This window comes from Caballeronia sp. BR00000012568055, from assembly GCF_029439455.1.
In the GTDB taxonomy this organism is placed as follows: domain Bacteria; phylum Pseudomonadota; class Gammaproteobacteria; order Burkholderiales; family Burkholderiaceae; genus Caballeronia.
This window is the reverse complement of record NZ_JAQFVG010000315.1, coordinates 25,691-37,895: the sequence shown is the minus strand read 5'-3', so window position 1 is coordinate 37,895 and position 12,205 is coordinate 25,691. Positions and strand designations below refer to the sequence as shown.

The window sequence follows — 12,205 nt, the reverse complement described above, 5'->3', positions numbered from 1 at the left end:
ACAAACGGTTTCAACACGGATGTGTCCGGTCGCATCGTGAGTTTTTACTTCGATGGTCCGGCGGTCGGCATTGCTCGGCACTCTTCCCTTGGGGCATCTCTGTTGGGGTCGTTCTTCGATTCGAAAGCTGATTCGAAACATCCCACGTTTGGTCTCCTCGCGCTAACCCCGTAGCGTGTGGTTTTTAGCGGGCTCCAGGCCCGCTTTTTTTTCGTCTGCTCAAACGTTTGCGTCATATGAACGTTTGGGTGCTAATCGTTTCATTCCATGACAAAAGGGAGCGTTTAAACGCTCCCTTTATGTTTTCCGACGTTTAATTCAGGCAGTTTTCGCTTCCGTCAGCTTAAGTTCTTCGACCATGCGTGCGCGCATGATGAATTTCTGGACCTTACCCGTGACCGTCATCGGCAACTCGTCAACGAAGCGGATATGACGCGGCACCTTGTAGTGCGCGATTTGTCCTCGGCAAAAATCGCGCACATCTTGCTCGCTCATATTTTCGCCCGGACGCGCGACGATCCACGCGCACACTTCCTCGCCGTATTTCTGATCGGGAACGCCGAAAACCTGCACCGACTGAATCTTCGGATGCCGGAATAAAAACTCTTCGATTTCGCGCGGATAGATATTTTCGCCGCCGCGAATCAACATGTCTTTTAGCCTGCCGACGATATTGCAGTAGCCTTCGGCGTCGAGCGTCGCCAGATCGCCGGTATGCATCCAGCCATCGACGATCGCTTCGCGGGTTTTGGAGTCATCGCCCCAATAGCCCTTCATCACCGAATAGCCGCGCGTGCAAAGCTCGCCCGTTTCGCCGACGGGGACGATCGCGCCGAGCGCATCGACAATCTTCACTTCGAGATGCGGCTGAATTCGGCCGACGGTCGTGGTGCGCTTGTCGAGCGGATCCGTCGTCGAGCTTTGGAAGGAGACCGGGCTGGTTTCCGTCATGCCGTACGCAATCGTGATCTCGCTCAGATGCATTTTCGAGACGACGCGCTTCATCGTTTCGATCGGACAGGGCGAGCCAGCCATGATGCCCGTGCGCAAGCGGCTCAGGTCGTACTTCGCGAAATCCGGATGATCCAGTTCGGCGATAAACATGGTCGGCACGCCATGCAGCGCTGTGCATTGCTCGTCGTTGACGGCGGCGAGCGTTGCGGCCGGATCGAACGCTTCGCCGGGGAAGACCATCGCGCAGCCGGTCGAGACGCACGCCAGCACGGCGAGCACCATGCCGAAGCAGTGATACAGCGGCACCGGAATGCACAGCGCGTCTTGCTCGGTGAGGCGCATCGCCATTGCGATATAGCGCGCGTTGTTGACGATGTTCCGATGCGTCAGCGTCGCGCCCTTCGGATTGCCGGTCGTGCCGCTGGTGAACTGGATGCTGATCGGATCGTCGGATTTGAGCGCGGCTTCGATCGCGTCGAGTTTTGCTTTGTTTACGCGCGCGCGATTCGCCTGCATCAACTCGTCGAAGTTGAGCATGCCGGACGTTTTGGCATTGCCCATTCGGATGACGGCGCGCAGGTCTGGCAGCTTCGCCGCATTCAACGCGTTCGGTTCCAAGGACGCAAGCTCGGGCGCGAGCGTCTGAAGCATCTCGACATACTTCGACGTCTTGAACTGTTCAGCCGCGATAATCGCCTTGCAGCCGACCTTGTTCAGCGCATACTCCAACTCGGCCAGCCGATACGCCGGATTGATATTCACCAGCACCGCGCCCATGCGCGCCGTCGCGAATTGCGTCAGCAGCCATTCCGCACGATTCGGCGACCAGATGCCCACGCGATCGCCCGGCGCGATGCCGAGATCGAGCAGCGCGGTGGCGAGCACATCGATTTCATCGGCGAACTCTCGCCATGTCCATCGCACGTTCTGCTCGCGGAACACGACCGCCGAGCGATCCGCAAAGCGTTCGACCGTTTCGAGCAGATGCCGGGAGACGGTGGCATCGCTGAGGGAAATGTCGTTCGGGCCGCGGACATAGGAAAGACCGTCGCGCGGTTCGATCTGCGCGTCGGTCTGCGTCGGTTCAGTTGCCATCGATGTCTCCGCGAAATTGGATCGCCGGCCGGTGAAGGCTAAATGGAAGGCTATTGTGCATGGCGGAGACGCGCACGGGCATTGAGTGTTACCCGCAATCGATTTTCTGCGAGTGCTGCAAATTCTTCGAGAAATCAGCCAGTTAGCAGCAACAGGCTAACGCATCGCACATCGGATATGCAGTTTTGCCCAAACGCTTTGCCGATTTGGGACATAAAAAAAGCAGCCCGAAGGCTGCTTTCTCTTGATGCTTCGATACTGCCAAGCTCAGTGCTTCGCATGCACCTTGCGCAGGCGCTGAATTGCCGCAAGCTGCGCCGTCGCATACGCCAGTTCCGCTTGCGCGGTGGCGTATTCGAGTTCGGACTTGTTGTCCTGCATCGCTTCTTCAGCGCGCTTCTTCGCGGCTTCGGCCTTCGCTTCGTCGAGATCGGCGCCGCGAATGGCGGTATCGGCGAGGACGGTGACGACGCCCGGCTGGATTTCGAGAATCCCGCCCGCAACGAACACGAACTCTTCCGAACCGTCTTCCGCCTCGATGCGCACCGCGCCCGGACGAATGCGCGTGATGAGCGGCGTGTGGCCCGGCAGAATGCCGAGTTCACCCGCTTCGCCCGGCAGCGCGACGAACTTCGCCTGGCCCGAGAAGATTTGCTCTTCCGCGCTGACGACGTCTACCTTGATGGTTGCCATATGTGTCGACTCCTTGAGGCTTCAGTGTTGTTCGTGGACGCCAGCGTGTTGCACTGACGTCCGCTTGAGAACACTTGGCCTTTACTGGATCTTCTTGGCCTTTTCGAAGGCTTCGTCGATCGTGCCGACCATGTAGAACGCCTGCTCCGGCAGATGATCGCATTCACCGCCAACGATCATCTTGAAGCCGCGGATGGTTTCCTTCAGCGGCACGTACTTGCCCGGCGAGCCCGTGAACACTTCAGCAACGTGGAACGGCTGCGACAGGAAACGCTGGATCTTACGAGCGCGCGCGACCGACAGCTTGTCTTCCGGCGACAGTTCGTCCATACCCAGAATCGCGATAATGTCGCGCAATTCCTTGTAGCGCTGCAGCGTTTGCTGCACGCCACGCGTGATGCCGTAGTGCTCTTCACCGATCACGTTCGGGTCGATCTGACGCGAGGTCGAATCGAGCGGATCCACTGCCGGGTAGATACCCAGCGAAGCGATATCACGCGACAACACGACGGTTGCGTCCAAGTGGCCGAAGGTCGTAGCCGGCGACGGGTCGGTCAAGTCATCCGCAGGGACGTACACGGCCTGAACCGACGTAATCGAGCCGGTCTTGGTCGACGTAATACGCTCTTGCAGCTTGCCCATTTCTTCAGCCAGCGTCGGCTGATAACCCACGGCCGAAGGCATACGGCCGAGCAGTGCGGACACTTCCGTACCTGCCAGCGTGAAACGGTAGATGTTGTCCACGAAGAACAGCACGTCCAGACCTTCGTCACGGAAGTGCTCGGCCATCGTCAGACCGGTCAGCGCGACGCGCAGACGGTTGCCCGGCGGCTCGTTCATCTGGCCGTACACCAGCGCGACCTTGTCCAGAACGTTCGAGTCCTTCATTTCGTGATAGAAGTCGTTCCCTTCGCGGGTACGCTCACCCACACCGGCGAACACGGAATAACCGCCGTGTTCCTTCGCGATGTTGTTGATGAGTTCCATCATGTTCACGGTCTTGCCCACACCTGCACCGCCGAACAGACCAACCTTGCCGCCCTTAGCAAACGGGCAGATCAAGTCGATAACCTTGATGCCCGTTTCCAGCAGTTCCGTAGACGGCGACAGTTCGTCGAACGCCGGAGCTTGCTGGTGGATCGAACGCGTGGTTTCCGAGGAGATCGGACCCGCTTCGTCGATCGGACGGCCGAGCACGTCCATGATACGGCCGAGCGTCGGCTTGCCGACCGGCACGCTGATGGGCTTGCCCGTGTTCTTGACGATCGTGCCGCGGCGCAGGCCGTCGGAGGCACCCAGACAGATGGTGCGGACCACGCCGTCGCCCAGCTGTTGCTGGACTTCGAGCGTCAGTTCGGAGCCTTCCAGAATGAGCGCGTCGTAAATCTTCGGCATTTCGGCACGCGGAAATTCCACGTCGATAACGGCGCCGATGCACTGTACGATCTTGCCTTCTACCAAAGCAGTAGTACTCATCGCATTTCCTTTAGATACTGTGTTCTTTCACGCGGTCAGCAAAATCAGACCGCTGCGGCGCCACCGACGATTTCCGACAATTCTTTCGTAATCGCGGCCTGGCGGCTCTTGTTGTAGACGAGCTGCAGTTCGTTGATCACGGTCTTCGCGTTGTCCGACGCGGCTTTCATCGCGACCATGCGTGCGGACTGCTCCGACGCCATGTTTTCCGCGACCGCCTGATAGACCAGCGCTTCGACGTAGCGGACCAGAAGTTCGTCCACCACGGTTTGCGCGTCCGGCTCGTAGATGTAATCCCACGAGGTCTTCGGCGTTTCACCGTCTGCGTCCTTCGCGTGGAGGTCATCCACCGACAGCGGCAGCAACTGCTCGATCACCGCTTCCTGCTTCATCGTGTTGATGAAGCGCGTGTACGCCAGGTACACCGCGTTGATCTTGCCTTCCGAATACAGGTCGAGCTGCACCTTGATCGCGCCGATCAGCTTTTCCAGATGCGGCGTATCGCCCAGCTGCGTGACTTGCGACACGACCTGCGCCTTCAGCCGGTTCAGGAAGCCCAAACCCTTGCCGCCGATCGCCGATGCTTCGATCTTCACACCGCTCTGATCGAGTTCCTTGATCTTGTTGAGCGACGCACGCAGCACGTTCGTGTTCATGCCGCCGCACAGACCCTTGTCGGTCGTGACGAGGATCAGGCCGGCCGTCTTCGCGCCGTCGTTCTTCACCATGAACGGGTGGCGATACTCCGGGTTCGCCTTGCTCATGTGCGATGCGATCGCGCGGACCTTGTCGGCATACGGACGGGCAGAGCGCATGCGCTCCTGGGCGCGGCGCATCTTCGATGCGGCGACCATTTCCATCGCTTTGGTGATCTTTCGCGTGTTTTGCACGCTCTTGATCTTGCCGCGAATTTCCTTCATTCCAGCCATTGCTTACTCCTTGATCGAAGCCGCGCGACGTTCAGAAAACATCGCGCGTCACCTCTATATCCCGATCAATAAGCGCCCGACTTCTTGAAGTCCTTCAGCGCGGCATGCAATGCGCCTTCGTCGTCCTTCGACAAGTCTTTATTGTCTTCGATGCGCTTAATCAGATCGCCGTGGCTGGTCTTCAGGAACTCACGCAGGCCCTTTTCGAACGGGAGCACTTGCGCGACTTCGAGATCGTCCAGGTAGCCGTTATTCGCCGCGAACAGCGAAACCGACAGTTCCCACACTTGCAGCGGCTGATACTGCGGCTGCTTGAGCAGTTCCGTCACGCGGCGGCCGCGTTCGAGCTGCTTGCGGGTGGCTTCGTCCAGATCGGATGCGAACTGCGCGAACGCAGCCAATTCACGATACTGCGCGAGGTCGGTACGGATACCGCCCGACAGCTTCTTCACGACCTTGGTCTGAGCTGCACCACCGACGCGCGACACGGACACACCGGCGTTAATAGCCGGACGGATACCCGCGTTGAACAAGTCGGTTTCAAGGAAGATCTGGCCGTCGGTAATCGAAATCACGTTCGTCGGAACGAACGCGGTCACGTCACCGGCTTGCGTTTCAATGACCGGCAGCGCCGTCAGCGAACCGCTCTTGCCCTTCACTTCGCCGTTGGTGAACTTCTCGACGTACTCTTCCGAGACGCGAGCAGCACGTTCCAGCAAACGCGAGTGCAGATAGAACACGTCACCCGGATACGCTTCGCGGCCCGGCGGGCGGCGCAGCAGCAGCGAGATCTGACGGTATGCCCATGCTTGCTTGGTCAAATCGTCATAAACGATCAGCGCATCTTGACCGCGATCGCGGAAGTATTCGCCCATCGTGCAGCCGGCGTACGGAGCGAGGTACTGCATCGCAGCCGATTCCGAAGCCGAAGCCGCCACGACGATGGTGTACGCCATCGCGCCGGTTTCTTCGAGCTTGCGCACCACGTTCATGATCGACGAAGCCTTCTGGCCGATCGCGACGTAGATACAAATGAGGTCCTTGCCCTTCTGGTTGATGATCGCATCGACTGCCACGGCGGTCTTGCCGCACTGACGGTCGCCGATGATCAGCTCACGCTGGCCACGGCCGATCGGCACCATTGCGTCGATCGACTTAAGACCCGTTTGCACCGGCTGCGACACCGACTTACGCCAAATCACGCCCGGCGCGATCTTTTCGATAGCGTCCGTAGCCTTTGCGTTGATCGGGCCTTTGCCGTCGATCGGGTTGCCGAGTGCATCGACCACGCGGCCGATCAGTTCCGGGCCAACCGGCACTTCGAGAATGCGGCCCGTCGTCTTGACGATGTCGCCTTCCGAGATGTGCTCGTATTGGCCGAGAATCACGGCGCCGACGGAGTCACGTTCGAGGTTCAGCGCGAGGCCGAAGGTGTTGCCCGGGAATTCGAGCATTTCGCCTTGCATCACGTCCGACAGGCCGTGAATACGCACGATACCGTCGGTCACGGAGATCACGGTGCCCTGGTTGCGAACGTCTGCGCTCGCTTCAAGGCCCTGGATCCGGCTCTTGATCAGCTCGCTGATCTCAGAGGGATTGAGTTGCATTATTCGCTCCTGATAGTCAATTCTGTTGCGTGCCAGCGTTCAGACACGGTCGATCGCTACGTTAAGCGGTCAGAGCCGTCTGCATGCTGGCGAGGCGCGCGCGGACCGAGGTATCGAGCACTTCGTCGCCAACCGTCACGCGAACGCCGCCGATCAACGACTGATCGACTTCGACGATCGGTTTCAGCTTGCGCTTGAACTTGCGTTCGAGGCTGGCGATGAGGTCGTTCAACTGTTCGCCTTCAAGGGGAAACGCACTCACGATATGAGCGTCCGCCGCACCTTCGCGGGCGTTCTTCAGTTCATCGAACTGAACGGCGATTTCCGGCAGCAGCGACAGGCGATGGTTTTCCACCAGCATGCCGACGAAGTTCTTCGCTTGCGCGTTGCCCTGAGCCAGCGGCGACTTCACCGCAGCAAGCAGCAACTCGACGATCTGCTGACGGCTCACCTTCGGATTCGAGGCGACCGATTCCACTTCGGGCAGACGCGCAACCTGTGCCAATTCCTCGACGAAACCGGACCAGCCCGCGAGATCGCCGCTTTCGGCTACGCGGAACAGCGCTTCTGCGTAAGGACGAGCGATGGTTGCAAGTTCGGCCATGATCAGAGCTCGGTTTTGAGTTGATTCAGCAGGTCGGCGTGCGCCTTCTGATCGACTTCGCGCTTCAGGATTTGCTCGGCGCCCTTGACGGCCAGCGCAGCGACTTCGGCACGCAACGTTTCACGCGCCTTCACGATTTGCTGGTCGGCATCTGCCTTGGCTTGCGCGACGATGCGCGCGGCTTCGGCCTGAGCGTTGGCTTTGATTTCGTCGGCGACGGCGACGGCACGCTTCTCGGCATCAGCAATACGTTGCTGACCGTCGTTACGTGCCTGCGCAAGTTCCTGGTCGACGCGCTTGTGCGCGGCTTCGAGTTCCGCCTTGCCCTTGTCGGCTGCGGCGAGGCCGTCAGCAATCTTCTTCGAGCGCTCGTCGAGGGCGTTGATCAACGGCGGCCACACGAACTTCATCGTGAACCACGCGAGGATCAGAAACACGACCATTTGCGCAAACAGGGTTGCGTTGAGATTCACGGTGTTTCCTTAAACGTTTCTTGTTCGGAGGGGAAACGGTTAAAAGGCGCTCATCGGCTTGTTTAGCTCGATCAGCGCCTTATCCGTTCCGTTTAGCGTCCATCAAAAGATCAGACGCACACTTCCGAGGAACCTCAGCCTGCGAGCTTCGAGAGCAGCGGGTTCGCAAACGCAAACAGCATTGCCACACCAACGCCGATCAGGAACGCCGCGTCGATCAGACCAGCCAACAGGAACATCTTGGTCTGCAGCGGGTTCATCAGTTCCGGCTGGCGGGCGCATGCTTCAATATACTTGCCGCCCATCAGACCGATACCGATACAGGCGCCGATTGCACCCAGGCCGATGATGATGCCGATACCGATGGCGGTCAGACCTTGGATGTTGGCGATGAAAGCTTGCATGATCACTCCTTTGATTAAAGACTTTGGAACTGGATTTATAAAAATTGAAACCTTGAACCTAACGACTCTTGACCTGCCGCAGCGCGTCAGTGCGAGTCATGCGCCTGGCCGATATACACCAGCGTCAGCATCATGAAAATGAACGCTTGCAGCAGCACGATCAGAATGTGGAAGATCGCCCAAACCGTGCCCGCGATCACATGGCCGATAAAGCCGAGGATCGAGGCGTCCGCGCCGAAGTGCCACATGCTGCCAAGCAGCGCGATCAGCAGGAACAGCAGTTCGCCTGCATACATGTTGCCGAACAGCCGCATGCCGAGCGAAACCGTCTTGGCGACGAACTCGATGATGTTCAGCGCGAGATTGGGAATCCACAGCAGCGGATGCGCACCGAACGGAGCGGACAGCAGTTCGTGCACGAAGCCGCCAGCGCCCTTGATCTTGAAGTTGTAATAGATCATCAGCACGAACACGCCGAGCGCGATGCCGATGGTGCCGTTCAAATCAGCCGTCGGCACGATGCGATGATGCGGGATGACATTCTCGAGACCGAGGACGCCGATGATGCGGCCCGGCAGATCCACAGGGATGAAGTCGAGCGAGTTCATCAGGGCGACCCAGACGAACACGGTCAGCGCGAGCGGTGCGATGAAACGGCGGCTGCCGTGGATCATCGACTTCGACTGATCTTCGACCATCTCGACCAGCATTTCGATGGCGCATTGGAAGCGCCCCGGCACGCCGGACGTCGCGCGGCGCGCCGCAAGACCGAGAATGACGATGGTGAGGAGACCACATACGATCGACCAGAACAGCGTGTCGAGATTCCAGACGTGGATGTCGAAGATCGACGTCTGTGTATGCGTGGAAAGATTCTGCAAGTGGTGCGCAATGTACTCGGACGGGTCCAGAGCGTGCGTTCCTTCGCTAGCTGCCATATCGTTAAAGCCACCCAAATTGTCAAAAATCTTTCGCCGCCTGCCGTCTCCGAGCCGTCGCTTCGCGTGCCGGCTCCGGGCGGGAGGCCCGATCGCGGCAAGAATGCCGCGCCTTTCTTATACTTGATGCTGTTCGATGCTACTCGCGGCCTTGCAGTGCCGCACTTACCTGAGAGGTCATCAGCGCAAGGCCATGGCAACCCAGTAGGTCTTAAGCGCAACGATGTAGGTGACGAGCAGAGGCAGCCACAGCGCGCTTTTGTACCAGAACGCGATCGCCACGAACATAGCAATCGTCGCTCCCATTTTGAGCGCCTCGCCGACCATCCAGCTCATGATCGTCTCCGCGCCGCTTTTTGCTTTCAGGCGCGCGGCGAACAATGCGCTCGGCACCCAGCAGATTGCTCCCCCCAAGAATGCGGACAGCGCAGCATCTCCCGGCGGCTTATAGAACAGCCACCACAGCAGCGTCGCACCCAGGGACAAAACCATTTGCGCTGCCACGACCTTAAACGGTGTGACACGCGATGGACGACTCACTTCGGGGCCAAACAGCTTTTCTGCCTGATCCCGCGTGAGCGGAACGATATTGTTATCTTGCGCTTCGGCATCCCACGATTCGCTGGACGAACTATGCGGCTGTTGTCCGGAGGCGTTTTGCGCGCCGGGTTTGTGAGCGTTCGATTCCATGTTCCGATCGCTCTGCGGCGCTGAATTTTGCTCTCGCACCGTCTTCAAACCTTCAACCAAGAGTCCGGAGAATCACCGTGCGCTTTCGCCGCGCTTTCGAGGTGGCCTAGCTGATAAATCCGGTGGATTGTAAGTGATTGTCCTCGGGGATTCAATAGTTTAGGTGTGTCAAAACCCAAGCAGACAAACCTTAAAAATTGATCTCAAAACGTAGACTTTCCTTGCAATTGCAAGGAGATTTTCAGATGACACGGGATTAGCGACTGAGCATCAAATCAGCGCCCATCCGATGAACGCCGCCACGATCCAAAACGGTATCGATACCATGTGGAAAGGCGTCCACATGCCCTTTTCCCCTGACAAACGGACGGCGATCAAATTCGCCAGCGAACCGATTGCGATACCGAAGCCGCCCACGCTCACGCCGAACGCCAGCGCGCGCCAGTCCTTGGAGAACTCCGCGAGCACGATCGCAGCGGGCACGTTGCTGATGCCTTGCGACAACACCGCGCCAGCCACGTACGCCCTCACCGGCGTGCCGATTCCCAACTGCGCGATGGCCGCGTGAATCGATGGCAGCGCGGCGGCGCTGCGCAGCACAATGAACATGAGCACGAAAATGAGCAGCAGCAGAAAGTCGATCTTGAACACGACTTCGCGTCGCCAGAGCAGGAAGCCGATTGCGATCACGGCGAGCGCCGGCCCCGCCTGATGCGCGTCCGCCAGCGCAACGAACACGGCAAACGCCAGCGCACTCACCACGCACAATACGCGATCGACTTTGTGTTCTTCGATATCGCCGGAGAGATCGAGCGGCGCGGCCTTGAACATGACGACGGTCACGATGGCCAGCAGCGCCATCAACGCGGCGCACAACGGCAGCATCGCCCAGACGAACGCGCCGAACGACACGCCGCTGGTCTGCCAGAGAAAGAGGTTTTGCGGATTGCCGAGCGGCGTGAGAATCGAACCTGCATTCACCGATACGGCGATCACGATCACCAGCCGCTTGATCGGCAACGGCGCCAACCGATGCAACGACAACGCAAGCGGCACGATCGCGAACAACGCGACATCGTTGGTCAGCACCGTCGATAAAGCCGCAGCCAGCGCAACGAGCAACAACGCCAGCGTGCGCTCGTTATGAATGTGATGCACGAGACGATGCGCCGCCCACATCAGGAATCCTGACAATTCGATCGCCTTCGTCAGAATAAGAAGGCCAGCGAGCGTCAGCACCGTCTGCCAATCGACGAGACCCGGCAGCGACATAAGCGGCCGTGGATGCACGGCCTGCAAAACAACAAGCGCGACGACGAGAATCGCGAGAACCGGTTCTTTCGAAACGGCTCGCCAGATACGCGTGAGAAAGTCGGGCTGAGATTGCTTCGCGTCGATATCCGCCATCAAGCCGCCGGAGTCGGCGCTTCGATGCTGCCACGCAGCTTCGTCAGAATGCCTTCGAGCGAATCGAGATTGCCGAAGTCGATCGTCACCTTGCCGCGCCCGCGTCCGCCGAGCTTGATCTTGACGTTGGCGGCGAGCAGATCGGACAGTTCTTCTTCGAGACGACGCGTATCGCGGCCGCCGTCGTTGGCGACGCTTGCTTTCTTGGCGGGCGCTTCTTTCGTGGTCTGCGCGACGAGGCGCTCGGTTTCACGCACCGACAATCGGCGATTCACGACCACGTTGGCCAACTGAATCTGCGTGGCGGCATCGACGGCGAGCAGCGCGCGGGCGTGGCCCATGTCGAGATCGCCAGCGAGGAGCATGGTTTGAACGGGTTGCGCAAGATTCAGCAGACGCAGCAGATTCGACACCGCACTGCGCGAACGGCCCACCGATTCCGCCGCCTGCTCATGCGTAAAGCTGAACTCATCAAGAAGACGTTGAATGCCCTGCGCCTCTTCCAGCGGATTCAAGTCCTCGCGCTGGATGTTTTCGATCAGCGCCATCGCGGCGGCGGCTTGATCTGGCACGTTTTTCACCAGCACCGGCACTTCGTCGAGTCCAGCCAGACGCGCCGCGCGGAAACGCCGCTCGCCCGCGATGATTTCGTACTTATCGTCACCGATCGAGCGCACGAGAATCGGCTGCATCAGGCCTTGCGCGCGAATGCTCGCGGCCAGTTCCTGCAACGCGCCCTCGTCCATGCGCGTACGCGGCTGATACTTGCCCGCCTGCATCTTGTCGAGCGACAAGACCGACGGCGTGCCCTCGCCGCGCACCGCTTCCGTGATGTCGACGCTGCCGCCCAGCAATGCATCCAGGCCGCGGCCCAATCCCTTCTTCTTCATCACAGCGCTCATTTCGGTTCCTCCGTCGGCGCTTCGTCGCCGCAT

12 protein-coding genes are annotated in these 12,205 nt (G+C 59.3%); all 12 read right to left on the bottom strand.

What is annotated here, in order from left to right; translation table 11 throughout:
• Positions 1-318: 318 nt before the first annotated feature.
• The 12 genes from P7F28_RS24715 to P7F28_RS24660 all read right to left on the bottom strand — a co-directional run bounded on the left by P7F28_RS24715 (position 319) and on the right by P7F28_RS24660 (position 12,172).
• Positions 319-2,049, bottom strand: coding sequence for an AMP-binding protein (locus tag P7F28_RS24715; protein ID WP_277187401.1), 1,731 nt, complete (start codon positions 2,047-2,049; stop codon positions 319-321).
• 267 nt (positions 2,050-2,316) lie between these two features.
• The gene (locus P7F28_RS24710) at positions 2,317-2,742 is read right to left on the bottom strand and encodes a F0F1 ATP synthase subunit epsilon (RefSeq protein ID WP_277187400.1); all 426 of its coding nucleotides are present in this window, start codon (positions 2,740-2,742) and stop codon (positions 2,317-2,319) included.
• An 81-nt stretch (positions 2,743-2,823) separates the two neighbouring features.
• On the bottom strand, positions 2,824-4,218 hold the full coding sequence (atpD, locus tag P7F28_RS24705) for a F0F1 ATP synthase subunit beta (RefSeq protein WP_277187399.1): 1,395 nt from the start codon (positions 4,216-4,218) through the stop codon (positions 2,824-2,826).
• 44 nt (positions 4,219-4,262) lie between these two features.
• Positions 4,263-5,147 carry a F0F1 ATP synthase subunit gamma gene (atpG, locus tag P7F28_RS24700; RefSeq protein WP_277187398.1) on the bottom strand — a complete coding sequence of 295 codons (885 nt, stop codon included), beginning with the start codon at positions 5,145-5,147 and terminating at the stop codon, positions 4,263-4,265.
• Positions 5,148-5,212: 65 nt separating this feature from the next.
• A complete protein-coding gene (gene atpA, locus P7F28_RS24695; protein ID WP_277187397.1) occupies positions 5,213-6,754 on the bottom strand; it encodes a F0F1 ATP synthase subunit alpha in 1,542 nt (513 codons plus the stop codon).
• 61 nt (positions 6,755-6,815) lie between these two features.
• Positions 6,816-7,358 (bottom strand): F0F1 ATP synthase subunit delta, encoded by a 543-nt coding sequence (locus P7F28_RS24690; protein WP_277187396.1) that lies wholly within the window; start codon positions 7,356-7,358, stop codon positions 6,816-6,818.
• Between the two features lie 2 nt (positions 7,359-7,360).
• Positions 7,361-7,831, bottom strand: coding sequence for a F0F1 ATP synthase subunit B (locus tag P7F28_RS24685; protein WP_277187395.1), 471 nt, complete (start codon positions 7,829-7,831; stop codon positions 7,361-7,363).
• A gap of 134 nt (positions 7,832-7,965) precedes the next feature.
• Positions 7,966-8,235, bottom strand: coding sequence for a F0F1 ATP synthase subunit C (atpE, locus tag P7F28_RS24680; protein ID WP_007180033.1), 270 nt, complete (start codon positions 8,233-8,235; stop codon positions 7,966-7,968).
• Between the two features lie 86 nt (positions 8,236-8,321).
• Positions 8,322-9,173, bottom strand: coding sequence for a F0F1 ATP synthase subunit A (gene atpB / locus P7F28_RS24675; protein WP_277187394.1), 852 nt, complete (start codon positions 9,171-9,173; stop codon positions 8,322-8,324).
• Positions 9,174-9,353: 180 nt separating this feature from the next.
• The gene (locus P7F28_RS24670) at positions 9,354-9,863 is read right to left on the bottom strand and encodes an ATP synthase subunit I (protein ID WP_277187393.1); all 510 of its coding nucleotides are present in this window, start codon (positions 9,861-9,863) and stop codon (positions 9,354-9,356) included.
• A gap of 270 nt (positions 9,864-10,133) precedes the next feature.
• A complete protein-coding gene (locus P7F28_RS24665) occupies positions 10,134-11,270 on the bottom strand; it encodes an SLC13 family permease (RefSeq protein WP_277187392.1) in 1,137 nt (378 codons plus the stop codon).
• A complete protein-coding gene (locus P7F28_RS24660) occupies positions 11,270-12,172 on the bottom strand; it encodes a ParB/RepB/Spo0J family partition protein (RefSeq protein ID WP_277187391.1) in 903 nt (300 codons plus the stop codon). Before P7F28_RS24660 ends, P7F28_RS24665 begins: the two co-directional genes overlap by 1 nt.
• Positions 12,173-12,205: the final 33 nt, after the last annotated feature.